Annotated in this window: 22 protein-coding genes and 1 tRNA gene; 11 read left to right on the top strand and 12 right to left on the bottom strand. The window is 65.3% G+C overall.

The genetic code is table 11. The features are described from left to right. Window positions 1–3: 3 nt before the first annotated feature. On the bottom strand, window positions 4–1515 hold the full coding sequence (locus K940_RS0115910) for an adenylate/guanylate cyclase domain-containing protein (RefSeq protein ID WP_196812226.1): 1512 nt from the start codon (window positions 1513–1515) through the stop codon (window positions 4–6). 152 nt (window positions 1516–1667) lie between these two features. Here K940_RS0115910 and K940_RS28595 point away from each other — a divergent pair, with 152 nt between their 5' ends. Both K940_RS28595 and K940_RS0115920 read left to right on the top strand, forming a co-directional pair. After that, window positions 1668–2972, top strand: coding sequence for an AI-2E family transporter (locus K940_RS28595; protein ID WP_369797513.1), 1305 nt, complete (start codon window positions 1668–1670; stop codon window positions 2970–2972). An 87-nt stretch (window positions 2973–3059) separates the two neighbouring features. After that, window positions 3060–3752 (top strand): DUF1707 domain-containing protein, encoded by a 693-nt coding sequence (locus K940_RS0115920; RefSeq protein WP_231390399.1) that lies wholly within the window; start codon window positions 3060–3062, stop codon window positions 3750–3752. A gap of 12 nt (window positions 3753–3764) precedes the next feature. On the opposite strand, the gene K940_RS0115925 is transcribed toward K940_RS0115920, so the two are convergent. The 4 genes from K940_RS0115925 to K940_RS0115940 are packed head-to-tail and all read right to left on the bottom strand — an operon-like array spanning window position 3765 to window position 9616. Then, on the bottom strand, window positions 3765–6662 hold the full coding sequence (locus tag K940_RS0115925; protein WP_028478362.1) for an MMPL family transporter: 2898 nt from the start codon (window positions 6660–6662) through the stop codon (window positions 3765–3767). Further along, a complete protein-coding gene (locus K940_RS0115930) occupies window positions 6662–7390 on the bottom strand; it encodes an NYN domain-containing protein (RefSeq protein ID WP_028478363.1) in 729 nt (242 codons plus the stop codon). Before K940_RS0115930 ends, K940_RS0115925 begins: the two co-directional genes overlap by 1 nt. Then, on the bottom strand, window positions 7387–8214 hold the full coding sequence (gene trmB / locus K940_RS0115935; RefSeq protein WP_028478364.1) for a tRNA (guanosine(46)-N7)-methyltransferase TrmB: 828 nt from the start codon (window positions 8212–8214) through the stop codon (window positions 7387–7389). Before trmB ends, K940_RS0115930 begins: the two co-directional genes overlap by 4 nt. A 58-nt stretch (window positions 8215–8272) precedes the next feature. Continuing rightward, window positions 8273–9616, bottom strand: a complete 1344-nt coding sequence (locus K940_RS0115940; protein ID WP_051407253.1) for a lipase family protein — start codon at window positions 9614–9616, stop codon at window positions 8273–8275. 154 nt (window positions 9617–9770) lie between these two features. Here K940_RS0115940 and K940_RS0115945 point away from each other — a divergent pair, with 154 nt between their 5' ends. The 4 genes from K940_RS0115945 to K940_RS0115960 all read left to right on the top strand — a co-directional run bounded on the left by K940_RS0115945 (window position 9771) and on the right by K940_RS0115960 (window position 15359). Beyond that, on the top strand, window positions 9771–10553 hold the full coding sequence (locus tag K940_RS0115945; RefSeq protein ID WP_028478366.1) for an SDR family oxidoreductase: 783 nt from the start codon (window positions 9771–9773) through the stop codon (window positions 10551–10553). Between the two features lie 63 nt (window positions 10554–10616). Next, window positions 10617–11750: a hypothetical protein gene (locus K940_RS0115950; protein WP_028478367.1), complete on the top strand. Its 1134-nt coding sequence runs from the start codon at window positions 10617–10619 to the stop codon at window positions 11748–11750. Then, complete coding sequence (locus tag K940_RS0115955; RefSeq protein WP_028478368.1) at window positions 11737–13308, top strand: hypothetical protein; 1572 nt, start codon at window positions 11737–11739, stop codon at window positions 13306–13308. Before K940_RS0115950 ends, K940_RS0115955 begins: the two co-directional genes overlap by 14 nt. A 218-nt stretch (window positions 13309–13526) precedes the next feature. Further along, window positions 13527–15359 (top strand): phosphoenolpyruvate carboxykinase (GTP), encoded by a 1833-nt coding sequence (locus K940_RS0115960; RefSeq protein ID WP_028478369.1) that lies wholly within the window; start codon window positions 13527–13529, stop codon window positions 15357–15359. Window positions 15360–15449: 90 nt separating this feature from the next. Here K940_RS0115960 and K940_RS0115965 read toward each other — a convergent pair whose 3' ends face one another. Beyond that, a complete protein-coding gene (locus K940_RS0115965; RefSeq protein WP_028478370.1) occupies window positions 15450–16202 on the bottom strand; it encodes an HD domain-containing protein in 753 nt (250 codons plus the stop codon). Window positions 16203–16516: 314 nt separating this feature from the next. On the opposite strand from K940_RS0115965, the gene K940_RS0115975 reads away from it, so the two are divergent. After that, window positions 16517–16903 carry a nuclear transport factor 2 family protein gene (locus K940_RS0115975; RefSeq protein ID WP_028478372.1) on the top strand — a complete coding sequence of 129 codons (387 nt, stop codon included), beginning with the start codon at window positions 16517–16519 and terminating at the stop codon, window positions 16901–16903. Window positions 16904–17003: 100 nt separating this feature from the next. Here the strand turns inward: K940_RS0115975 and K940_RS0115980 are convergent, their stop codons facing one another. Genes K940_RS0115980 through K940_RS30875 form a run of 3 tightly spaced genes read right to left on the bottom strand, consistent with a single transcriptional unit; the run spans window position 17004 to window position 18088 of the window. Further along, the gene (locus K940_RS0115980; RefSeq protein WP_028478373.1) at window positions 17004–17312 is read right to left on the bottom strand and encodes a hypothetical protein; all 309 of its coding nucleotides are present in this window, start codon (window positions 17310–17312) and stop codon (window positions 17004–17006) included. Then, complete coding sequence (locus K940_RS0115985; protein ID WP_028478374.1) at window positions 17309–17587, bottom strand: hypothetical protein; 279 nt, start codon at window positions 17585–17587, stop codon at window positions 17309–17311. The genes K940_RS0115980 and K940_RS0115985 overlap by 4 nt, the downstream gene beginning before the upstream one ends. 6 nt (window positions 17588–17593) lie before the next feature. Beyond that, the gene (locus K940_RS30875) at window positions 17594–18088 is read right to left on the bottom strand and encodes a hypothetical protein (RefSeq protein WP_155980908.1); all 495 of its coding nucleotides are present in this window, start codon (window positions 18086–18088) and stop codon (window positions 17594–17596) included. A 275-nt stretch (window positions 18089–18363) separates the two neighbouring features. On the opposite strand from K940_RS30875, the gene K940_RS0115995 reads away from it, so the two are divergent. From K940_RS0115995 to K940_RS0116015, 3 genes are all read left to right on the top strand, one after another. Beyond that, window positions 18364–19257, top strand: coding sequence for a helix-turn-helix transcriptional regulator (locus tag K940_RS0115995; protein WP_028478375.1), 894 nt, complete (start codon window positions 18364–18366; stop codon window positions 19255–19257). After that, entirely contained in the window at window positions 19254–19460 is a 207-nt protein-coding gene (locus K940_RS0116000) for a DUF397 domain-containing protein (RefSeq protein ID WP_028478376.1), read from the top strand. Before K940_RS0115995 ends, K940_RS0116000 begins: the two co-directional genes overlap by 4 nt. Before the next feature lie 862 nt (window positions 19461–20322). Beyond that, window positions 20323–21876: an AMP-binding protein gene (locus K940_RS0116015; RefSeq protein WP_028478379.1), complete on the top strand. Its 1554-nt coding sequence runs from the start codon at window positions 20323–20325 to the stop codon at window positions 21874–21876. Here K940_RS0116015 and K940_RS0116020 read toward each other — a convergent pair. From K940_RS0116020 to K940_RS0116030, 3 genes are read right to left on the bottom strand one after another with little or no spacing between them, the layout of a single operon-like run. Beyond that, window positions 21852–22649 (bottom strand): hypothetical protein, encoded by a 798-nt coding sequence (locus tag K940_RS0116020; protein ID WP_028478380.1) that lies wholly within the window; start codon window positions 22647–22649, stop codon window positions 21852–21854. The genes K940_RS0116015 and K940_RS0116020 overlap by 25 nt on opposite strands. Before the next feature lie 43 nt (window positions 22650–22692). Beyond that, on the bottom strand, window positions 22693–23127 hold the full coding sequence (locus K940_RS0116025) for a hypothetical protein (RefSeq protein ID WP_155980910.1): 435 nt from the start codon (window positions 23125–23127) through the stop codon (window positions 22693–22695). A 35-nt stretch (window positions 23128–23162) separates the two neighbouring features. Then, entirely contained in the window at window positions 23163–23591 is a 429-nt protein-coding gene (locus tag K940_RS0116030; RefSeq protein WP_155980911.1) for a hypothetical protein, read from the bottom strand. A 436-nt stretch (window positions 23592–24027) separates the two neighbouring features. On the opposite strand from K940_RS0116030, the gene K940_RS0116035 reads away from it, so the two are divergent. Next, a tRNA-Gly gene (locus K940_RS0116035) sits at window positions 24028–24101 on the top strand. Window positions 24102–24187 lie beyond the last annotated feature (86 nt).

Here is a 24187-nt window from a genome sequence, read left to right on the forward strand (position 1 = left end):
CGGTCAGCCTAGCGAATCGACCGTTTCCGCGCCGATAGCGTCGGAGAGTTCCAGCGGCCAGGCCAACAGGGTCTTTCTGCGCCTGCCGCGTAGTTGCACCTCGTCACCGGTTTCCCACCGAGTTTGTTCCTTGTCCTCGGCGAAATACAGTGCGCTACCCGAGGCCAATGTCCGCCCAGGCCGTTCCTTGGCCAGTTCGGTGAGTCGGGATGCTTCGTTGACCGGATCACCGATCACTGTGTATTCGAAACGATTCGCCGCGCCGATGTTCCCGGCAACGGCCAATCCGGCCGACACTCCGATTCCAATGTCGAGTCCCGGAACTTCCTGCAGGATATCGCGGAGTTCGCGGGCGGCGGCCAAGGCGGCGGTGGGTGCGTCCGGGCGGTCCAGCGGCGCGCCGAAGATGGCCAGTGCCGCGTCACCGACGAACTTGTTGACGAATCCATGGTGGCGGTCGATCACTTCGACCACGATGCGGAAGAACTCGTTGAGCAGGCTCACCACTTCGGTTGGGGGTCGTTCGGCGGCGGTCGCGGTGGAGCCGACCATATCCACGAACAGGACAGCGACGAATCGGGTCTCGCCGCCGAGTTCCGTGCCATAGTCCAGCGCGCGCTGGGCCACTTCTTCGCCGACATGTTGGCCGAACAACTCTTGCAACTGACGGCGCTTGGCGGCTTCCTCCATCATTCGGTTGAAGCCGACCTGCAGCAGCCCGATTTCACTGCCGTCGAAGACCTCGACCTGGGTGTCGCGGGTGCCGGCCTGTACCCGGTCGATCGCCTGACTGAGTTGGCGCACCGGATCGGAAATGCTGGCTCCGGTGAGCATGGACAACGCGAGAGCCTGCATGATCACCACACCACACAGCAACAGAATGGAGATCGCCAGCGACTGTGCAGAGAATTTCACGTCCGAGGAGATCTGGGTGACGCACAGCAGCACGATGGCGATGGTGGGTGCGAAGGTACCCATTCCCCAGGTCATCGCCATTCGGGTACCGACACCCGGGGTGAGCGTGTGGTCGAATGTTCCCTCGGTCAGGGCCTGCGCCGCGACGGGGCGCAGGATGCGTTCGCCCAGCATGTAGGTGAAGCCGAAGACGATGGTTGCCGCCATGCATTCGGTGACGATCACCGCGGCGGCCAGCGCGGGCGTGTCCTTGATGATCAGCATGGCCAGGACCGCGCCGCCGATCAACCACAGTGCGAGGTGCAGAATGGCCTGGCGCAGTGGAGCGTGCAGTGCGGCCATCTGTTCCGCGCGGCTGGGTGGCCCGCCGCGCATCTGCCAGCGCATCACCGGTCGGAGCATGAATACCGACGCGGTCGCGCTGAGCAAGCCGCCGGTGATGAAGACGAGTGCCGGGCCCAGCAGGCCGGTGAACCTGGCTCCAGAGGGCTCACCCTCGGGGACAGGTAGTCCGTACTGAATGAACGCCCACACCAGAACCGCGCCGAAAGCGTTTGCCAACAGCATCGAGGTCAGGTACAGCGGCCAACGCGTTCGCATGGTCTGTTTGACCGCTTCCAAAGGCGCCGACACGAGGACCAATCTTACGTTTCCAGGACGGGGGAATGTCCGCGGTTCGGGCGCTCGGCTGTGCTGGCTGGCCACGCCGCCGATCGCGCGGCGCCGTGTCGGCGCCGGTTAGGCTCGCGGAGGTGAGCGACTCGAAGCCAACTGCGCAGCACACCAGCGCGCTGTCCCGGTCCGCCGCGGAGACCGTGCACCCGATCGTGCGCGTCGGGGCGGAGTGGGGGTGGCGACTGCTGGTGCTGTTCGGGCTCGCGATCGCGGTCACGACGATCGTGCAGAAGTTCGCCTCCGTGGTCGTCCCGCTGGCCGTCGCGCTCTTGGCGGCGGCGCTGCTCGCACCGCTGGTGGACTGGATGCAGCGGCTGGGAGTGCCGCGTGCGGTGGGTGTTTTCGTCGCGCTGCTCGGTTCGTTCGGCGTGGTCGCCGCCATCATGACGTTCGTCGTCGAGCAGTTCGTCGCCGGTGTACCGCAGCTGTCGGACCGATTCACCGAGAGCATCCATCGGATCCAGGACTGGCTGATCAATGGGCGGCTGCACATGAGCAACGAGCAGATTCGCAATGCCGGCGATGCGGTGGTGAAGGCCATCCAGTCCAATCAGGACAGTCTCACCAGCGGGGCGCTCACGACGGCAACCGTGATCGGCGAGCTGCTCACCGGCGCTTTTCTGACCTTGTTCATCCTGATCTTCTTCCTGTACGGCGGAGATCACATCTGGGAATTCGTCACCAAGATCGTGCCTACCCAGCACCGGGAGCGCGTGCGCACCGCCGGGCAGCTCGGGTTCGGAACGCTGGTGGGCTTCGTCCGCGCGACCGTGGTCGTCGCCGCGGTGGACGCCATCGGGATCGGCGCCGGCTTGGTCGTTCTCGGGGTGCCCCTGGCACTGCCGTTGGCCTCGCTGGTGTTCATCGGCGCGTTCATTCCGATCATCGGCGCGTTTCTGGCCGGGTTTATCGCGGTGTTCATCGCCTTGGTCACCAAGGGTCTGGTCACCGCCTTGATCGTGCTCGGGGTCATCATTGCGGTGATGCAGCTGGAGGGCCATGTGCTGCAGCCGCTGCTGCTCGGACGGGCGGTGAGCATCCACCCGCTCGCGGTGGTCTTGGCGATCGCCGCGGGTGTGGTGGTCGGCGGGATCGCCGGCGGCCTGCTCGCGGTTCCGCTGGTCGCGGTGATGAACACCGCGATCCGGTCCTTGCTCGAGGGACCCGAGGAATTGTTCGAAGACCTCCAGACCGGCAGCGACCCCCGTCGGTTGTTTTCCGCGGCGGCGGACGAGCCCGATCCCGGTCGGTTCGACGTGACGACGACCTTGGTCGAGGCGGTGCATCGTCAGGCGGCCGATCGTGACGCGGTCGCAGACGGCGCGGCCGAGCGCGACTCCACCCGATCCGGCAGCGGGACCGATGGTGCGACGCGGGACTGAGCCGCCGCACGCGAGCGCGTGCTTTTCGGGGCAGAATCAGGAACTTCCCCGATGTTTCAGGGTCGCATGCTCGGTAATCTCGATCGTGTGAGTAGCCCTGAAACAGCGCCCCAACCCGGTGGCGTGCCGCCCGATCGAGAACTACGGGTATCGGATGCGGAGCGCGAGCACGTCGGCCAGCTGTTGCAGCGTGCAGTCGGACTCGGACTGCTTTCGCTCGGCGAGTTCACCGAGCGGATGGACACCGCACTGGCCGCCAGGACGCGCGCGGAAATCAACGCTGTGCTCGTCGACCTGCCCGGCGTGTGGCCGACCCACTCGACGGCTGCCGCGCCGCCGAAGGCCGTGCACCATGCTCCGGACGTCGGCACGAGTGGGTGGGCGCCCCTGGTCCCGGGCTCGAGCCCCCCGGTCTCCGGCTCCGACGCGGTGATCCGCGGACGCTTTGCCGAGGTGCGTCGCCGCGGACCGTGGCATGTGGGGCCGACCCTGCAGCTGAACACCAGGATGTCCGCGGTCGAATTGAATTTCACCAAGGCGATCGTGTCGACCCCTGTGGTCGAGCTCGGTATCGACGACTACTGCAGCTCGATCGCACTGATCGTGCCTGCCGAGGCGACGGTGGACCTGAATCTTCTGGAGGCGATGGGCTCCAGTGTGCACACCGCGGTGCGCGCCGGCGCGCCATCCGGGTCGTTTCACGTGGTGGTGCGTGGTCGTAGCCGGTTCGGATCGGTGACCGTCAAATATCCCCCGGCGGGGTTCTGGCGCCGCCGGTGAGTGGTGCGTCGATCATTTCTGGTCACGACGGCGCAGTAGTTCGTTCACGCTGACCGTGCGTGCCTCGCCGCCATGATGGCGCCCCTTCTCGGAGGTCCCGCGCTCACGGCGAGAGGAACGGAGGCCGGCCATCCAGTCCTCGATGCTGTCGCGGCCGCTAGCCGGGCGCCCGGACTCGACAGCTTCACTGGAAGGTTCTGGTTCGGCGGCTGGTGCGGACGCTGTGGCAGGTCGAGGTGGTGGATCGATCTTGGGAATCCGCATTTCGTCCGCGCGCGTATTCTGCACGCGTGGCGCGTCAGGCGCTGGGTTCGGATGCGCAACGGGGAACGTGACCGGGGTTTCCAGCGCGGGCGGCTGCTGCGGGACTGCCACCGAGGTCGGTTCGGCCAGCGGCTCGCCGAATGGCGTTTCGGACGGCGCGGTTGGTCGAGGGCTCGTCGCCGAGACTCGGCGGGGGCGAATCGGATCATGCTGCGCAGTGCCGGCGTTCGGTGGGGGGGTCGGGGGAGTTCTGCCCGAGTCCCGGGGTGGAGCCGGCTGAGGTGGCGGCTGCGGGGCAGGGGGAACTCGATCCATCCGCTGGGTGGGCGCTTCGGCTTCGATTTCCGCGACGGTGCGCGGCTTACGCCTGCGCGGCACGGTGTTGGCGGCGGCAACCGCGGGAATCTGCATGGTGACCGGATCGGTGACCGGCGTGGTCTTGACCAGGTCCACCACCGAGTCGCCCCGGACATGGTCGTCGTCGAGAATCGGTTCGCCGAGTCCGATCTTTGCTTGGATCTTCTTCATCCAGGCCGGCGCCCACCAGCAGTCGTCGCCGAGCAGTTTCATGGTGGCCGGTACGAGCAGCATGCGCAGTACTGTCGCGTCGATGAACAGCGCGGCGATCATGCCGACGGCGATGTACTGCATCATCACCAGGTCGGAGAAGGCGAACGCGCCGGTGACGACCAACAGGATCAGCGCGGCGGCGGTAATGATTCCGCCGGTCTGGGCGGTACCGATCCGTACGGCCTCGGTCGTACTGGCTCCCCTGCTGCGCGCTTCCACCATGCGCGACATGAGAAAGACCTCGTAGTCGGTCGACAGACCGTAGATGATCGCGATGATCAGCACCAACACCGGCGACGTGATCGGCTGTGGGGTGAAATTCAACAGGCTCGCGCCGTGGCCGTCGATGAAGATCCAGGTGAGGATGCCGAGTGTGGACCCGAGGCCGAGCGCGCTCATCAGGGCCGCCTTGATCGGCAACACCAGGGAACCGAACGTCAGGAACATCAGCAGCGTGGTAACCAGCAGCACCAGCCCGATCATCAACGGCATCCGGCTCAGGAGCGCGTCGATACTGTCCTTCTCGATCGCCGGTTTGCCGCCGACCAGCATGGTGACGCCATCGGCGACGGACATCGACCGCAGGTAATCGATCGTGGCGTCGGCATCGGTCGAGTCGGTCAAGGCCGCTTCGGTCTTGAAGATCGTCTTGTCGTTCGGCGCGGTACTGGGTGGATAGGTGAACGCGCCGGCCAGGCCCGGCGCCTGGCTGGCGTCCTTGATCGTCTGGCCGACCGCGAGGGTCAGGCTGGGGTCGTCGACTTGGAAGACCAATTCGATCGGATCGGCCTTTCGCAGTGGGAAGAGGCTGTCGAATTCTTCTTGTGCGAGCCGAGTCGGGTTGTCCGGCGGCAGATACTTCTCGTTGAGGCCGCCGAATTGGAGGTTCTTGACCGGGATGATCAACAGCAACAGCGCGATACACAGTGGTATCGCGATCTTGAGCGGGTGGCGCATGACCCAGCGGGTGGTCCGGCCCCAGAGCCCGGCCTCCACTTCCTCGGCCGTTTTGGTCTTACGGAATATTTTGAGGCCGAGCAGGTCGACCCGTCTACCGAGAATGCCCAGCAGGGCGGGAAGCACTGTGATCGAGGTCAGGGCCGCCAGCGAAACCGACGCGATGGCGCCATAGGCGAGCGACTTCAGGAAGCCTTGCGGGAACAGCAACAGGCCGCCGAGACTCGCGACGATCATGGTGGCGGAGAAGACCACCGTGCGGCCGGCGGTGATCACTGTTCTGCGTACCGCGGCCGCGGTGTCTTTCCCCTCGGCGAGCTCCTCGCGGAACCGGCTGACGATGAACAGCCCGTAGTCGATGGCCAAGCCCAGGCCGATCATCGAGACCACCGACGAGACGAGCGAGTGCACTTCGGTGAACTCGGTGGCGAACCGGATGATCCCCCATGCGCCGATGATCGTGAGGCCGCCGACGATCAGCGGCAACGCGGCCGCGACGATGCCGCCGAAGACGAAGAACAACAACACGCCGACCGCGGGAAGGGCGAGGATCTCCAGTCGTTTCAGATCGTCGGCCATGGTGTCGTTCAGTGTGCCGCCGAAGGCTTGTAGGCCGGCGACCTGCACATCGACGCCAGGAACATAGAAGACGTCCTTGACCTTGCGGTAGTTACGCACCATCTCGGTGTCGTTGTCGCCTCTGATGGCGACCGCGGCGAAGGCGTGCTTCTTGTCGTCGGTGCTGAAGATCTTGGCCTGCCTGAGCCCCGTTTCGGTCGGCCAGTACGCCCCGATGATCTGGATGATCTCGTTCGGATACTCGCGTGGCAGGCTGTTGAGATTCTCGATGATCTTGCGGCTGAATTCGGGATCATCGACGGTCTTGCCGTCGGGCGCGGTGTACAACAGGATGACGTCGGAGCTGTGATCCCGATTGAACGCGGCGTCTTTGAGGTGCGCGGCGCGCGCCGATTCCGACGTTGGATCGTCCAACCCGCTGGAGCTGAGATGGTCTTCCAATCCGAGGCCGTAGCCGCCCAGAGCCAGCAGACCGGCCACCACGATGCCCAGAGTGCCGAAACGCAGCCGATAGACCAGGTCACCCCAGCGCGTGAACACTAGGCGACTCCTTGGGCCTGGCGGGAGGCCAGCAGTGCCGACAAGGGCCGGAACGGCTGCAACCAGGCGCCCCCTTCGGGCAGCGAATCGAGGCTGACCCGAGGCAGTGGCTCTCGGAAGACACCGGGGATGTCTTCCAGGTCGATGAAGTCGAGCACGTCGGAGGTGACCGCCCAACTGGCGTGTTCGCGGAAGCCGAGCACTTGAACCGGCACACCGCTGCCGGCGAGCTCCTCCAGCGGCTCCCGGAAGGCCTGGCCATCGGCGGAGGCGACCATGATGCCCGCCAAGCCGGCGCCGCGGCGGCGCAGCGCGATGTGGGCGAGCATGTCGGCATCCACATCCGAATCGTCGTCGATCTTCGGCTTCGCGAAGACCGCGTATCCGACGTTGCGCAGTGCCTCCACCCACGGGCGCACGACATCCGCGGTGCCGGGGGCGATATTGGTGAACACAGTGGCTTCGGGTTCGACGCGCTGCGCGCTGGTCGCGGACAGTTCCGCGGTTCTGGCCAGTAGCCACCGGCCCAGCGCGTCGAAGCGGGGGCGGTAGGCCGCGGTGGGCCGACCGCCGAGAATCGCGCCGAGGCCCATGTCGAGATTCGGAGCGTCCCATACCAATAGGACACGTCGCACATCGGGCGCGACGCCGACCAAACCTTCCGGTGCGGTTTGGGGTGCGTCTGTGGCACCGTCGATCGCTCCGTGGGCAATCTCGCTGACGCTCATTGGTCGATCTTCTCCCATATGAGCTCCGTAATGGCGCTTCCGGCGCGATGCGCCTTGCCTTCGAATTTGGTCACTGGTCGTTCGAAGCCGATCGGTGCGGTCTCGTCCCGGTCGGTCTCGTCCGCGCCGGCAGCACTGCGGTCTGCCGTCTGGGGCAGTCTGGCGAGCCGCGGTTCCGACTGCCCGACACGATAGATGTGCTCGGCGTAGCCGGCATGGTCGGTGGCCACGTGCAGCACACCGCCGGGCCGTAGCCGGTCGGCGATCAGCGCGACCGTCGTGGATTGCAACAGCCGTCGCTTGTGGTGGCGCGCCTTCGGCCACGGGTCGGGGAAGAACACCCGCACGCCGGTGAGTGATGCTGTGGCCACCATGTTCTCCAGCACGTCCACGGCGTCGCCGCGCATCAAGCGGATGTTGTCGATCCCGTCGCGTTCGATGCGCTGCACCAGTTGAGCCAGACCGGGCCGATACACCTCGATGCCGATCAGATTCAGGTGCGGTTCGGCTTGCGCCATGGCAGCGGTCGCGGTGCCGGTGCCACAGCCGATCTCGATCACCAGGGGGGCGTCGCGGCCGAACCATCCAGTCGCATCCAGCGGCTCGTCGGCGACCTCACGGCCGATCACCGGCCACATCCGGTCCCAGGATTGCTGCTGAGTCGCGGTCAGCGCGCCCCGACGCGACCGGAAGCTGGTGACTCGTGGATGCAGGCGTGAGCCGGTCCGGTGCCGGCGCGGGTGGTCACCGGGCGCCGACGGTGTGGACGGCGGTCCGGGAACTGACTCGGCAGTAGGGTTCGCGGCGTCGTTCACAATGTCCATTGTCCAGCATCCGGCGATCTGCGCAGCAAGCGGTTGGCTGTGACCGCCGAGCTGGGGATCAGGCAGCGCGCGCTGCGGCGACTCGGGGGGCGGTCACAGACGTTTGGCGCAGCGGGCGCCCCAAAGCGACTCTGGCCGCGGTTGCCGCGATTTCCGCGAGCCCGCGTACCCCGGCTCGCGAGGCCACGACCGACAGCACGGTGGTGTCGCTGACGTCGCTCATCGGTTGCCCAGCGAGCCGGTCGGCCAGCCAGTCCAGGCTGAGCGCGGTCGACAGCGGCAGAAGCGAAAAGTGTTCGCTCAGTCGATCACGCACATAGGCCACCGCGGCGCCGCCGCGGCGATACCGCGCCACATGGCCGTCGATGTTCTCCACGTGAATGATTTGATCGTGGACGGGCTGCACCACCAGCAGCGGGCACTCCGGTGTGGTATTGCCCAGCCGCAGATCGTCGAACATCGAGGCCAGGCCGGGCTCGTCGAGCACATCGGTCAGCGAGCGGCGCAGCAAGCGGTCGACATCGGTGTTGGCGAGTCCGACGATCGCGCCGATCGGGGTGGAGTTCTCCGCGCGGACCACGAAGCGGTGGCCGTTGGGCGTCAACTCGTGGTCGATCACCGAACTCAAGGCGGGATACACCTTGCGCAGGGCTGCGATGACAATCGTGGGCAGACCGGCGTATCGACCGCCGTTGAGCCGAACGAACACCTGGCGCGGGTCGCCGACGGGGGCGCCGAGCACTGCGCCGACGATATCGAGTTCCGGTGCGTAGGTGGGCGCCATCTCGACCGTCCAGGAGCTGGCCATCCCGCCGCCGGAGTAGCCCCACACCGCAACGCGGGTATCCGGCCGCAGCCCGAGCGGGGCGAAGCGCAGCGCGGCGCGGATGCCGTCGAGCGCGCGGTAGCCCGGCTCGCGCGGGGCGCCGAAGTTTCCGTGCGGACCCTCGTGGTCGGCGATACTGACCGCCCAGCCACGGCGCAGCGCGTTCGCGACCAAAGGCCACTCCAACTGGGTGATCGAGCCGAGTGCCTTCGCGCCGTAGCGCAACGCGTACGACGGTGCGCATTTTTCGGAGACCGCGTCCATCGCGCTCTGGAACGCCAGCAAGGGACGATCCTCGGCGGGGTTCGCGCCGATCGGCAGCAGCACCGTGGTGATCGCCGCCTCCGGGGCGCCGTGCAGATTGCTGCTGCGATACAGCAACTGCCAGGCGGAGACCTGCTGGCGGACGACGCCCAGCAGCGCCACGTCGATCCTCCTGCTGCGCAGGATGGCGCCCGGCGGTTTGGCTTCGAAACCGTGCGGCGCTCGATAGAACGGATCGAGACTCGGCAGTAAGGGCTTGCGTCCCCCAGTCCAAGCGGGCGCGTCGACGATGTCGACAGCGTTCGCGGTCATCGCACCCTCCTCGTCATCGAGGTCGGTCGCCGTGCGCAACTTCTCGCCAAGCGCCGGTTATGGTCCCGACCACACGAAGAGGCAGGCTATGCGACCGACCGCGCGTCTGAAAACCCCCCGACCACACCGGGGCCGTGGTACTACACTCCCCGACATGAGTAGACCGGCGGTCTTCATTACCGGCGCCGCGGCCGGTATCGGGCGGGCAACGGCCGTGCTTTTCGCTGCCCAGGGCTACCACGTCGGTGCCTACGACATCGACGAAGTCGGTTTGACCCGACTCGCGGCCGAAATCACCGCCGCCGGCGGCAGCGTGCACACCGGCGTTTTGGATGTGACGAAAGACACGCAGTGGGAGCAGCGGCTCGACGAGTTCTACGCAGAGGCCGGGCGACTGGACATTCTGGTCAACAACGCGGGCATTCTGCGTTCCGGGCGTTTCGAGTCCCTGGCGCTGTCTGCCCACCAACAGATCGTCGAGGTCAACGTCGGCGGTGTGCTCGCCGGAACGCATACGGCTTTCCCGTACTTGCGTGACACCCCGGGTGCGCAGGTGGTCAACCTCTGCTCGGCCTCGGCGATCTACGGCCAGATGGACCTTGCGACCTATGGTGCGAGCAAGGCGGCGATCAAGAGTCTGACCGAGGCGCTGGATCTCGAATGGGAGACCTACGATATTCGAGTCATCGCGATCTGGCCGTTGTTCGTGGCCACCGGGATGGTGGATGGCATGTCGACCGGATCGACTGCGTCGCTCGGCATCCGGCTGACTGCCGACGATGTCGCCGCCGGGATCTGGCGGGCCACTCGCAAGCCCGGCCGCCTGCGGAAAGTGCACTACGAGATCGGCATTCAGGCGAAGGTGTTGGCGACCCTGGCCAAGTACTCGCCGAATCCGGTGGTCAGGGCGGTGAACAAACACTTGGGCAATAGCTGAGCGCCCGAACCGATTCGGTCGCTGGTGTTTCTGACAGAATTGCACATGGTGAAGGGGTGCAGCATGTCGACAGCCACCGGGTCCGATCGGCCGTCGCCCGGGCGTGGCGCGGCTACGCCCGTCCATGAGCGGCTCGACAGTCTCCTTGCCGAGTTGCGCCGCGGTCCGGGGCGAGATCCGAGTATCGGGGATGCCGTTGCGGCAGCCGTCGATGCGTGGCGCACCCCACCGCGGATTCAAGTAGCCGGTCGGGCGCGGGCGGGGCGTTCCGCGGTGTTGCACGCGCTCGGTTTGATGACTGCGCAGGAAACCGATCCGGTCGACCAGCCACAGACGCCCACTCCGGAACTCGATGCGGATATCGTCGTCTACGTCTTGTCGGCGGCGCCGACACCCGCCGATCGCAGGGTGTTGTCGACCGTGCCGCCCGAGCGAACGATCGCGGTATTGAACAAGGCCGATGCGATCGGCTCTCGGTGGGCAGACGCGGTGGCCGCAGCCGAGCACTACGGCGCGCAGTTGGGGGTTTCGGTTGTTCCGCTGGTGGCGTCGCTGGCAGTGCGGACCCGCACGGGCGTTGTGACCGATGCCGACCTGGCTGCGCTGCGCACGCTCGCAGCCGATTCGGATTCGTCGCTGCTGCTGTCGCCGGATCTGTTCATCGCACCGGGCCCCGATGCCGCCGAGCGTGAACAGCTGTTGCACCGCTGGGACCTGTACGGCGTGGCGTGTGCCTGCAGCGCTTTGCGCCACGATCCGCGACTGCCCGCGCCGGCACTGCTGCAGATATTGCATGCCGCGAGTGGCATCGACCCACTCCACCGGTTGTTGCACCGTCTCTATCAACAGATCGCCGCGCTGCGCGGCGGGGACCTGCTCGACGAATTGGCGCGCCTGGCCGCACGAGCAGTCCCCGGCGACGGTGGTCGGGCCCGCGATGTCCTGGAGTCCTTTCTCTCCAGTGACGACGCCGTGTGGCTCGGGCTCCTGGCCGGGCTCGCCCACCCCGATGTCGTCCACCTGACCGTGGACTACCCCGCTGCAGCGCCATTGGACGCCAACGATGCGATAGCTCGCGCCAAACGCTGGCGCGCGGTGGTCACCAGCGACCTGCCCGCCGGGGCACGGCGTGCTGCCCTGCGGGCGCACACCGGGTACGTCCGAGTATGGGAACGGATGAGCGGTGCCGGTCTCTGACACATCGGAATCCGCCGGGGGCGAGCCCGATCGGGTCCACGGTTCCGCAACCGAGCCCATGGTTTCTCCCGACGTCGAGGCAGTGATCGAACGGTGGAATCCACAGGGCATGGCGCTGCTGCGCGCCGTACCGGAGTCCGGCGCGGCGAGTGTGGTGACGATGATCGGACCCGATGACGTGAACACCACGTTGTTGCGTACCGAGCTGACTCGCTTCGAACCGCGTATCGCGCTGTCGGACCCGGTCTCCGACGCGAGCGCGACGCGAGCACTGTCCATGCCCGGCGCAGCGGCGTCGATGGTTGCGCTGATCCTGCTCGATGCGGGCACTACTGTCGGTGTGGACCTGCTGGACCTGATCGGCGCGTTGCGCGCCGACGGTTCCGTCTTGGTGCTGGCGATGAACGGTGTGCATTCCTACCAGGACTGGCGGATCGTGCTCGAGCGCGACCGGGAACTGTTGGCCGCTCGTGGCATCACCGATGTGGACATCGTGCCGGTCTCGGCGCGGCTGGCGACGGCAGCCCGCACCAAGGGGGATGCCGGATTGCTGGATCGTTCCGGCCTCGCTGCGTTGCATCTGCGGTTGACCGCGGCCGCGTCGGGTACCACCGCGACCCGCGGCGACCGTCTGGCCGCGGTGACCCGCCGGGTGCTCGCCGACACCCGCGCGCGGGTGACCGAGCAGATGGAAGCACTGCGCGCGGGCGAGGACGTGGCGCGGTTGCGCCAGGAGCGCGCGACCCTGCTGGCGGGCCGCGACGGCGGACGAGCTACGGCCATGTCCGCGTTGCGCGGCGGGCTGCATCTGGCCCGGGTGGATCTGATGACCGATGTCGGCGCCCGGACCCGCACACTGCACACCACGGCTCGCGCCGAGGTGGACCGCCTGCGCCCGGCGGCTATCCGCGGCTATCCGGACCGGTTGCAGCACGCCGTTGTCGAACTGACCGGCGCCCTCGATCACGCCATCGACCATCGGTTGGCCGAACTGGGCGCGCAGATCGAGGATGCCGACCGGCTCCCGGCGCGCCGGCGCGACCCGGCCCCGCCAGTGGGCCCGGATCCGGAACCCCGCCACCGGGGTGCCGAAGATCACCTCATGATCGCGCTGGGTGCATCGGCCGGTGTCGGTTTGGGTCGACTGGCGATGGCGCCGCTGTCGCTGGTTCCTGCACTCGACATCGCGAGCGTGCCGCTCACGCTGCTGGTCGGCGCGGGCGCGGCGGCCTGGGTGGTCCGCGCCCGTGGACAGGTGGCCGACCGAGCGCATTTTCGGCAATGGATCGCCGACGCGGTGGTCAATATCAAGGCCCATCTCGAACAACGAGTCGCGACCGCGCTGGTGGAGGCGGAGACCGATTTGGCCGATCACGTGGTGCGAGCAAGTACCGCGCGAACCGTGGAGGTCGATCGGCGAATTTCCGAGTTGGAGACGGAGCTGCGCCGGATCGCCGCCAACCAACCTGGTCAGCTCGCGGCGTGTGAGCGAGATATCCGCACACTGGATCACTGGATATCGGTCGTGGAAACCCGTGCTGGAATGGGTACACGGTGAAGAACCCGATGCCGTACTGGTCATCACATAGCGTTAATCTCTAATCAGGAACCTGGGCGTCCGCTCGGTCCCGATACGCCCCAAGCCCAGGGCGTATTGTCGACCGGTCGTAGCGGGTGCCATCCCGCCAACGGTGGCGCTTGGTGCATTCGTGCTGGTCACGGGCCTTGGGCCAGGCGGCGAAGCATCGAACGACCGCCCATCTCAGGAGAGTTTTCATGACCTCAGCGACCATTCCAGGTCTTCGTGGATCCGACGGCGAGGCGCCGACCGAGCACAGCGAACTGCTCGCCTGGGTAGAAGAAGTCGCCGAGCTCACCCAGCCGGATCGGGTGGTCTGGGCAGATGGCTCCGACGAGGAATGGGATCGGCTGACGGAGCAACTCGTCGCGGCCGGAACGTTCAAACGGCTGGACGAGAAGAAGAGGCCGAACTCCTTCCTCGCTCTTTCCGATCCCTCCGACGTGGCTCGGGTGGAGTCGCGCACCTTCATTTGCTCTCGGACCGAGGCGGACGCGGGTCCCACCAACAATTGGGTCGACCCCACCGAGATGCGCGCCACGATGACCGAGCTGTACCGCGGCTCGATGAAGGGCCGCACCATGTATGTGGTGCCGTTCTGTATGGGTCCGCTCGGCGCCGAGGATCCGAAGCTGGGCGTGGAGATCACCGACTCCGAGTATGTCGTCGTGTCCATGCGCGTGATGACCCGCATGGGCGCTGCCGCCATGGCGAAACTGGGCGTCGATCGGCCTTTCGTCAAGGCGCTGCACTCGGTGGGCGCGCCGCTGGTCGAGGGGCAGGCCGACGTGTCGTGGCCGTGTAACGACACCAAATACATCACCCACTTCCCGGAGGACCGGGAGATCTGGAGCTACGGGTCCGGTTACGGCGGCAACGCGCTGCTCGGCAAGAAGTGCTACTCGTTGCGCATCGCCTCGGCGATGGCACATGACGAGGGCTGGCTGGCCGAGCACATGCTGATCCTCAAACTGATCTCCCCGGAGAACAAGGCCTACTACATCGCCGCCGCATTCCCGAGCGCCTGCGGCAAGACCAACCTCGCGATGATCCAGCCGACGGTGCCGGGTTGGCGCGCCGAAACCTTGGGCGACGACATCGCGTGGATGCGTTTCGGCAAAGACGGCCGCCTCTACGCGGTGAACCCCGAGTACGGTTTCTTCGGTGTCGCGCCCGGCACCAATCACAACTCGAATCCGAATGCCATGGCCACCATGGACGCGGGCAACACGGTGTACACCAACGTCGCGTCGACCGACGACAACGACGTGTGGTGGGAAGGCCTGGAGGGCGAGCCCGATCATCTGATCGACTGGAAGGGCAACGACTGGCATCTGCGGGAGACCGAGACGCTGGCCGCGCATCCGAACTCACGCTACTGCACGCCGATGTCGCAGTGCCCGATCCTGGCGCCCGAGTGGGACGATCCACAAGGCGTGCCGATCTCGGCGATTCTTTTCGGTGGTCGGCGTAAGACCACGGTGCCGCTGGTCACCGAGTCCTTCGATTGGCAGCACGGTGTGTTCATGGGCGCGACGCTGTCCTCCGAGCAGACCGCGGCCGCGGAGGGCAAGGTGGGTACGGTGCGTCGCGACCCCATGGCCATGTTGCCGTTCATGGGTTACCACGTCGGTGACTACATGGGGCATTGGATCGATGTCGGTAAGAACGCCGACGCCGCCAAGCTTCCGAAGATCTTCTACGTCAACTGGTTCCGCCGCGGTGGGGACGGCCGTTTCCTGTGGCCGGGCTTCGGGGAGAACTCCCGCGTGTTGGAGTGGATCATCGGTCGTATCGAAGGGTCCGCGCAGGCCGAGCCGACGGCGATCGGTAATGTGCCGTCCGCGAAGCAGCTCGACTTGGCGGGTTTGGATGTCGCCCTTGCGGATGTCGACGAAGCGTTGGCGGTGAACGCCGAGGAGTGGCGCAACGAGATCCCGTTGATCGAAGAATGGTTCGAATTCGTCGGTGACAAACTGCCGACCGGGGTGCGCGACGAGTTCGAGGCGCTCAAGCAGCGCTTGGGCTGACCTTCGCCGAATACCGGAGAATCGCTCACACCATGTCCTCGTGGTGTGAGCGATCGGTGTTCTATGCCGGTAGGTCCCCTGGATCCACTGTTATTCGGCGAATTGCGCTCGGCGGATCATGGTGAGAAAGCCCGCACCGACGAGAAAGTGGATCCGCCCCTCCGGCACTGCTTTCGCTTCGTTCTCCATCGCTGCGAGCGCATGACGTTTGAAGTCGTGGCGCGGGTGACGCCGCAACAATTCGGCGACCCAGTCTCGATCGAATTCCGACAGTCGTGCGCCGATCACATCCGTTCGTGCGCCTGCGGACACGAAACCGCCGGGGTCGGTGAGATCGTCGGCGACTCCGGGGGTGATATGGGCGGCTATGGCCGCGCCGATCGCGTCTGCGCGCGCAGGATCGGCGCCTGCGTCGAGGGCGAACGCGACGGCGCGTTCCGCGCCGGTCACCGCGAAACACCGTCCTGGCGTGGGATGTTCGAGCTGCAGATCGTGGAGTAGACACGAAACGTAGACGAGTTCGTCGTCGTAGGTCGCGCCGTCCAGGTCGGCTAGAACGCGCCCGAAGTAGTAGGTCCGGAACGAGTGCTCCAGCATGTGCGGGGTCAGGGTTTCACGGGCCTCGGTTTCCGCCGCGACAGCCAGTTTCGAGTCGGGCAGCCGCAGGCCGGTGAACTCCAGTGTGCCGCGTCCGCGCCGGCCCAGTGCGAGCCGGGCTCGGTTGAGCGCATCGCCGGGCAGCGTGCGAGCGATCGTCAGTCCGAGTTTGCGGCGCTGCTCTTTGGATAGTGAACCACCGGTGCGGGTGGCCCATTCCCAGTCGATACCCGTCGGCGCAGCCATGGCGGACCTCCTTCGTCGTCGAAACTCTTCTGTGCACATGAGTCAAACGGGTACCGAAGCTCGTCACCAGTGGCGTAAATGCCAGTAATGCTCGAATTCACGCCAAAGTGGACACCGACTCGACTGTCCGGTCCGCCGGAGTCCGGCGCGCCAGGGCGTGCGCATCACGCTATCGGTGGGAGCCGATGGAAGGTTCGACGACGGTGGCGATCCGCAGCACAGCTGCGCAGGCGTATGCGGACGGCGCTGATCTACGCTCTACTCGACCAGCGCACCGATGGCTCGCTCACGTTGACCTATGTCGCGGAGGCATCATGACACTGTCCAGGCAGCATGCTCGAGACGTGGTGGACACCTACATTCGAGCGTGGACCAGCCAAGACCCGGATCTGATCACGACCGTGTTCACCGAGGACGCTACCTATCACGAACGGGTCCTCGACGCTGCGATCGAACGCAGGTCGGGCATTCGCGACTATTGGGAATCGAAAGTTGTCGATGCGCAGGCAAACATCAGTTGCCGGCTGCTGTCGTTGTATGTCGACGCCGACGCGGACACTGCGATCGCCGAGTGGGAGGCGCGTTTCGACGATGTGCCGCAACAGGTTCGGAAAGTGATGCGTGAGGTCGCGATCCTGGAGTTCGAGAACGGATTGATTCGAAGTCTTCGCGAGTACTGGGCTTCGCGAACCGCACTCTGAAAGCGTAATTCGGATGCAACCCACACGATTTCCGGTAGCCTCGGGGAATCCCCCAGGTATGGCATAGGGCCTGGGGGATCTTCAGGTTGTCGATGCGACGCTAGGGCCGAGTCCGGGGATATGTTCGCTTCGGCGTCACCGTGATCACGTCGGCCACCTGGGCCAACTCATCAGGTACCCGTGAGCCGAAGTGCCACACAGTGGGGGTGATCACTGCGGTGACACCGGTTCGATGGACAGCGGCGATCAGCCCCGTGACCGGTGTTTGGGTACGCGCACTGAACACGAGCGTCTTCGTCAGCTCGTAGCCGAGTTGTCGAGCGAGGATGCGGATCTGAGCTTCATGCCAGCGCTGTGTGGCGCCGGAGACGTCGCGGCGCAGGTACCCGAGAGCTTTCGGTCTCGTCATCGGTCCCCCTGTCGCATGGTTGTGTCATGGGGCGGGAGGTTCTCACGGTATGGGCGGGTGCGTAGCAATGCCCTTCCCTCGGCGGTGATCTGCCAGCGGCCGGGGCCGTAAGGCGAGCCGGTCACGAATCCGTCGTATAGCGGGCCGTGTAGCTCGTCGCGAATAGCGGGTGCTGTGAGTCCTGTGCGCTGTCCCAGTTGCCATGCAGTCAGCTTTCGATCGGGTTCACCCGCGAGTGCGGCCAGAATTTTCGCTTGGTTTTCGGTCAGTGCCATTGCCCACTACCACCTACGCTCGGGCGTCGTCGTCACCCGCTCGTGCTGGTGAGTGTTGTCGCTGGTACATGCGCTGATCGCACGAACGAGTTGCTGCACCGATGGCCAGATTCCCGTGCGGGGGAGTGCTACCCACGCTCGCACCAGCCCACCCCCAACGGCTGGGCTGGGCAGGAGGACCGACCTACTCTCCCGCAGTATGCGTGCGCCTGCCCGCTGTAGCTCGTGGTGCAGCAGCATCCCGAATTCGCGATCCGGGCGCACGAGGAAAGTCCACTCGGCTACGCGTGGACGCGAGACTATCGGCCCGATCCCGTAGCCCACTCTCCACATCCACTCGATCACACGCCTGGCCATACGAGCCGGCATGGTGACCGCCCATACCTGCGTGGTGCTGACCGTGATCCGTCCGGTGCCCGGGTGCATCTGTGCCGGTAGCCCTACCTGCCGGTAGGCGCGGCACCACTGCCATGTCTTTGTTTGTGATCGCCTCGAATTCATGAATCCCCTGCTCGTATCGGACCTACTGGGTGCGCCCGACCTTGTCCCGGAGTGTCCCTGTAGCCGATACCGGGACCGGAGAGCAGGCTTCCGAGGGCGGACCTACAGGGTTGTGCTCTCTACCAGGCGCACAACCAGAAGAGCATGTGCATAGCCTGCTGGGCAGAGCTTTTCAGGGAAAGTTCCGTAGAAATCCTCTCGGGTTCCGTTCGCCGTGCAAGTATGGTTCCGGTAGGGAACCGAATCAGCGAAACTCGTTCGGAAGCGGAGGGGAAATGATAGATGACGCTGGCGCCGGGTCTACTCTTGTCCGGCGATTGCTAGGGCGTGAGCTGAAGGGGCTACGCGAGAAGGCCGGCATACCAATGGATGTGGCGAAGGACGTTATATCTGCGGGTAAGCAAACTATTTGGCGCATCGAGACCGGGCAGAATGTCCGTTTGCGTCCGATCGACATCAAGGGTCTGTGCGAGGCGTACGGTGCCAGCCCTGAGCAAACCGAGATCCTGCTGGGGCTTGCAGTAGAAGCCAAGCACAAAGGATGGTGGCACACCTACGGTGACACCATTCCCAAGCACTTCGAGCCCTATGTGGGGCTGGAATCGGCCGCACGTCGGATCAATACGTACCAATCTTCGCTCATCCCTGGGCTATTGCAGACACCGGACTATAGGCGAGTACTGCAGTGGGAGGACTCGCCCTCGATGCCAACCGAGGAAATCGAGCGCGGAATAGAATTGGCGACTCGTCGGCAAGCGAGACTGGTGAGTGACGACAACAACGGGCCGATACTGGACGTCGTCCTCGATGAACTGCCGCTCTACCGGGCTGTCGGTGGGCCGCATGTCATGTCCGCCCAACTACACCACATCATCGAGATGTCCGGCCGACCGAACGTGCGCGTGCGCGTCGTACCAAGGTCGGCTGATATGCATCCCGGTCTGCTGACGGGCAGTTTTGTGCTGCTCGAGTTCCCGAAACACCCAACCGCTCGGTTGACCGAGCCGCCCGTGGTGTATGTCCAGGGACATACGGGCGCGCTGTATCTCGAGAAGCCGACCGAAGTGGACGAGTACCGAAATGTTTACACTCGGCTACAGCGTTTGGCGCTGGATGATGATGCGAGTAAGCGTGTCATCCTTGATATCGCAGAGGAGTTGGCCCAGTGAGCATTGATCTGACGGGGGCGCAATGGTTCAAGAGCAGCCGGAGTTCGCCCAGCCAGGACTGTGTAGAGGTGGCCCACCTCGACGGGGGCATGGTCGGTATGCGTGACTCCAAGGACCCGACCGGCCCTGCGCTGGTGTTCACGCCCGGCGAGTGGGATGCGTTCACGGCTGGTGTAGTGGATGGCGAACTCGATCACCCCTGACATAGGTATCGCAATGTGAGGCGGTCCGTCGGAATTCTCCGGCGGACCGCCTTCAGTACTGGGCCGCCGACCTTGGGCATGACAGCCGGGTACGGAAGTAGAAGTAGGGAGATAGGCGCAAATTCGTGAGTAGCATCGCCGACCCAACCGATGCCGGGATGCTCGATATCGTCGGATTCGATTCGCCGCACCACAGCCGGTCAGTGTCTTATCGTCCGGGAAGCTGTAGGGATGAAATGACATAGCGAGGCGAGCTGGGATAGCAACCATCGTTTCTGCCTCGACGTCGGTCCGCCCACTCCCCTCCGGTGGGCGGACCGACTTCACCATGCCCAAGACATCGGCACATCACCGGAGTTGTCATCAGCATGTGCGACCGGGCCGACCGTGGCACACGTCCGTGCCGACGCGCCAGCGACAACGCCGCCGGAATACCCAGTGCGGCTGCGTCGATGGCGGTACCGGCGACACTGGAGGTCGCTGCGCCATCGACGCTCTGATCGATATCGCACATGTCGCGTACTCTCGCGGGCGTTGGCGGCTTCGAGATCGTATGCATAGCCGTACACCCCATTCTCCATACGCGATCATTTTTGATCGTGTATGGGACCGAGTAAACCATACGACCCCGGCAGCCCACTAGCCGCTTTGGTAGCTGTTGAGTTGCCTGACGTCGATCCGATTCCTTACCGAGCAGTCGGCCCACGTGCTGCAAACACTGTGGCCGTTGTGGCACTCACAGCAGGATGGGACGGGTTCCGCATCGACGTGGATGGGTGCTCGCACCGATGACCGCCAGCCCCTGTGGACGGGCGAGGTCGTCACTCCCCCACACCGATCGGGGCGTGGCAGACTGCGGCACATGACTGATCAGGCGACTCCCACCATCACCTGCGGTGCTCGAGTACGACCCCAACCGGAGGCACACCAGCGGGCCGGACAGATCGCGGCCGCGCTGATCGAGGCCGGCATCGGACGCGGTGACCGGGTCGTGGTCATGGCCCGCAACGACATCGAATTCCTCGAAATTTCGCTGGCCATCGGGTCCGCCGGTGGCAATCCAGTGCCGATCAACACCCGCTGGCAAGCCCCGGAAGTCGCGCACGTGCTCGCCGACAGCGGCGCACGAGTCGCCATCGCACACACCGAGTTCGTGCCCGTGATCGAGGCCGCCCGCGAGCGGGCCGGGGTGGATCCGGTGGTGCTCGAAGTGGCGATGCCGAAGGAAACGATCCACGAAGCGGGCCTGGACGAAACGTCGACCCAGGTGACCGGGCGCCACCCCACGCTCGAGCAGTGGATCGACGCGCATCCCGAACCGCTCGGCCACCTCGAGGGAGCCATCGCCGACTCCATGGGCCTGATCTACACCTCGGGCACCACCGGCGCACCGAAAGGCGTTCTGCGTGAGCGCATGACACCCGCGCAATTGCTGTCGATCGCAGGCGCCACCGCGCAGCGCATGGGACTGACCCCCGGCGGGCAGATGCTCGTCGCGGGTCCGCTCTACCACACCAGTCCGAACGCGGTGGCCGTCCTCGCACTGCGGATGGGCACCAACATCACGATCATGCCGCGCTGGAACAGCGAGCGATTCCTCCAGCACGTCCACGAGAGCAAGATTCAGCAGGCCAAGGTTGTGCCCACCATGTTGAGCAGGTTGCTCGGCTTGCCCGAGGATGTGCGCAACCGCTACGACGTTTCCAGCCTGACCCATCTGATCCACTCGGCGGCTCCCTGCCCGCCGGCGGTCAAACGCGCCGCAATCGAATGGTTCGGCAACGTCCTGTGGGAGTTCTACGGCAACACCGAGTGCGGGACCATCACCTGGATCAACGCATCCGAATGGCTCGAACACCCCGGCAGCGTCGGCCGACCGGTCGACGGCTCGGGGGTACTCGTCGCCGATGAAAACGGCGCCCCGCTCCCGGCCGGTGAGATCGGCCGCGTCTACGTGCGCGGCGCCGACTACTGGCCGAAGTTCACCTACCTCAATCGGGGCGCGCCGGACAGCCCCGTGCAAGACATGCTGTGGGTCGGCGACCTCGGCCGGATCGACGACGAGGGATACCTCTATCTCACCGGGCGCAGCAGCGAAGTGATCAACCGTGGCGGAGTGAACATCTATCCCGCCGAGATCGAGAACGCCATCATGACCATCGAAGCGGTCGAAGACGTAGCCGTACTCGGAATACCCCACACCGGCGATCTGGGCGACGTCGTGGCCGCCTACGTCGTCGCCCGCCCAGGCGCCGTGCTCACCAGCGAAACCATCCACGCGGGCCTGCGTGGGCAATTGGCCGACTACAAGATTCCTGCGTCGGTCACTGTGGTCGACTCGCTACCCCGCGACGATTCCGGCAAGGTCTACAAGCGGCAACTGCGCGAGGCCTACGCGGCATCTCTGCGCGCATAGTGACGGTCGTCGTCGGCCTGGCGAGCCTGCGTGTACCAGCGTTGTTCACGCGCTCGCCGGACCGTCGAGGTGGTTATCCCGATCAACAGCCCGGCCACGATCAGGACCAGCGCGGCCGCTCCTGAAGCAATACTCACCGGCGACGCGGCGGGGATCTTCTGTCCACCGAAGAATCGCACGCACTCGCCGACCAGCTTCCACACAGCCCAGAACAGCCCGCACACACATCCGGCCGCGATTACCCACGGCGCGACGCCACGGCGATAGCGCCAGGTCATGAAGCCGAGCGCGGCGAGTGGAATTCCTTGCCAGGCAGCGAAGACCACCTGGTAGATCAGCACCCGCCAATCGCCGCCGTAGTCGTTGAGGAAGTCGGTGCTCGGCTTCAACTCCGGACCGGGCAGGTGCACCACTCGCAGCACAACCACACTCACGACCGCCGTGATGCCGAGAATCACCAGGTGCCGGCTCATCGGTCCGGAGGCAATCCATCGGGGCTCGCCTGTGCGATGGGCCCAATGGATGGCCAGCAGCAAGGCCAGGACCGCAGTACCGGAGAACACGGTCCAGGTGGCGCCCCAGACTCGCTCGTCGATGGTCAGCGGTTCACGAGGTTGCAGCAGCGCCCCGAGCGGCGCGTAGGTGCGCAAGGTCATCGCGTAACTCACGATTGCCCACCCCATGACCGCGCGTGTCGCAATCCCCTGGACGATCCCGTGTCCGAGCATCGCCGCGCCGACTACCACAACCACCCATGCGATCCACGAAACCATCAGGCGTCGAACTCCACCCGGTCGAAAGTGTTGAACTCACCGTCTAGGGTCGCACACCGAACGCCTCATCCAGCATAATCCGGGCAATCGGGTGGCTAGCGCGTTGCTGATTTCGCCGCACTGCCAACCCGAGTCGCTGGGCGAAACGATCACACGCCGCCTCACGTCGGCGCGACCGCCACGCCGCCCACCGGCTCGTGTACTCGGCCGTCCACGCGGTACGGCTGCACGTGTGCCTTCGGATCAAATGCCAAAGCTCATGACCCACGATGTAGAGCTGATAGTCCGTGCGTGCGTCAGCGGGCGCGAAGATGATTCCCAACCGCCCGGCGGTGCTCGTGACCACCAAGCCCGACAGATCCGTCCCCCGCTCGACTGCGGGCACGACTCGAATCGCCATACCTGCTTCGGTCGCCGCCCGCTCGACAACCGTGTCGACGGTCGCGGGTCTCGTCGGTGGCACGAGCCGTGCCACCACCGCATCCATCCTTCGGTTCCACCACGACGCCATTGCTACTGCCGGGCCTCCGGGTCCACTGATCCCTCCTTCACCACGTCTGCCAGCGATTTCACCAAGCGCAACACTTCTTCACGTGCCGCGGGGGTCAACGCAGCCGACCGCATTCCAACAATCTGGAACCCGCCCTCGGCCAACACCGCCTCCAACTCCTCGTCCAGATCGGTACTCGGCGACGAAGACGAAAAGTGGGTCATGGGCTTACCGAAGAACTCGCCGATGGCTTCCAGGATCCGCGCATCGACCTTCTGAACCTTGCCGGTGCGAATCCGGTAGACGTACTGGCGGTCGATGTCTCGACCGATGCGCTGAGAAACGAAGTCGGCCACTTCCACAGTGGCGAACTTGTTACCCTGGGGCCACCGCTCCACAAACAACTCATCCACCATGTTGGCCAGAGTCCGCGCGGCCTTGGCGCGTCTCACATGCCACTCCTGATGTGGGTTTCCTACCATCACATCGAACCCATCCCGACCGGCTCCGTAGGCCGGTGACATCTCTCATAATGCCACGTCAGTCCGCCGTCGATACGTTCGGTGGCCTCGGTCACCGGGCAGTGCAGACCGTGTGGAATAGGTTGCACAGCATCGGGATGTGGTGTCGACGCCGAGCAGCGATCGGTGGGCCGGTTATCTGCTGGCCTCGCTCGAGCGCCGGGACGTGCCGCCTGTGTGGCCACCCGGGAGCCTTCGGTGCTCCGTGTGGTCGCGAAGCTGGACTCGACCAGATCGCCACCCGACGCCCAGCCGCCTACGATGCGTCCTCGTTGGCGGATGTCACTGCAGGTCAGGGTGATTTATCAGGACTTTTCCCCGGCTGCGCGGTGGTTCTGCTACAGTCTCGGATGTACCTCGGGTACCTGCCGATGTAGTTCAATGGTAGAACTCTTGCTTCCCAAGCAAGTAGCGCGGGTTCGATTCCCGTCATCGGCTCCACAGAAAACCCGCCCTGGCCAGGGCGGGTTTTCGTCAGTTGAGCGCACAGCGCACCGATCCGGATCCAGCGCAGGCAATCATCACAA

Origin of the sequence: Nocardia sp. CNY236, assembly GCF_000482385.1 — a bacterium.
Taxonomy (GTDB): Bacteria; Actinomycetota; Actinomycetes; order Mycobacteriales; family Mycobacteriaceae; genus Nocardia.

What these genes read in the sequence shown, in the direction of transcription:
- K940_RS0115910 (WP_196812226.1), bottom strand. Translation starts at nt 1,515, where the DNA reads ATGCGAACGCGTTGGCCGCTGTACCTGACCTCGATGCTGTTGGCAAAC.
- K940_RS0115930 (WP_028478363.1), bottom strand. Translation starts at nt 7,390, where the DNA reads ATGAGCGTCAGCGAGATTGCCCACGGAGCGATCGACGGTGCCACAGAC.
- trmB (WP_028478364.1), bottom strand. Translation starts at nt 8,214, where the DNA reads ATGGACATTGTGAACGACGCCGCGAACCCTACTGCCGAGTCAGTTCCC.
- K940_RS0115940 (WP_051407253.1), bottom strand. Translation starts at nt 9,616, where the DNA reads ATGACCGCGAACGCTGTCGACATCGTCGACGCGCCCGCTTGGACTGGG.
- K940_RS0115945 (WP_028478366.1), top strand. Translation starts at nt 9,771, where the DNA reads ATGAGTAGACCGGCGGTCTTCATTACCGGCGCCGCGGCCGGTATCGGG.
- K940_RS0115950 (WP_028478367.1), top strand. Translation starts at nt 10,617, where the DNA reads ATGTCGACAGCCACCGGGTCCGATCGGCCGTCGCCCGGGCGTGGCGCG.
- K940_RS0115960 (WP_028478369.1), top strand. Translation starts at nt 13,527, where the DNA reads ATGACCTCAGCGACCATTCCAGGTCTTCGTGGATCCGACGGCGAGGCG.
- K940_RS0115965 (WP_028478370.1), bottom strand. Translation starts at nt 16,202, where the DNA reads ATGGCTGCGCCGACGGGTATCGACTGGGAATGGGCCACCCGCACCGGT.
- K940_RS0115975 (WP_028478372.1), top strand. Translation starts at nt 16,517, where the DNA reads ATGACACTGTCCAGGCAGCATGCTCGAGACGTGGTGGACACCTACATT.
- K940_RS0115980 (WP_028478373.1), bottom strand. Translation starts at nt 17,312, where the DNA reads ATGACGAGACCGAAAGCTCTCGGGTACCTGCGCCGCGACGTCTCCGGC.
- K940_RS0115985 (WP_028478374.1), bottom strand. Translation starts at nt 17,587, where the DNA reads ATGGCACTGACCGAAAACCAAGCGAAAATTCTGGCCGCACTCGCGGGT.
- K940_RS30875 (WP_155980908.1), bottom strand. Translation starts at nt 18,088, where the DNA reads ATGAATTCGAGGCGATCACAAACAAAGACATGGCAGTGGTGCCGCGCC.
- K940_RS0115995 (WP_028478375.1), top strand. Translation starts at nt 18,364, where the DNA reads ATGATAGATGACGCTGGCGCCGGGTCTACTCTTGTCCGGCGATTGCTA.
- K940_RS0116015 (WP_028478379.1), top strand. Translation starts at nt 20,323, where the DNA reads ATGACTGATCAGGCGACTCCCACCATCACCTGCGGTGCTCGAGTACGA.
- K940_RS0116020 (WP_028478380.1), bottom strand. Translation starts at nt 22,649, where the DNA reads ATGGTTTCGTGGATCGCATGGGTGGTTGTGGTAGTCGGCGCGGCGATG.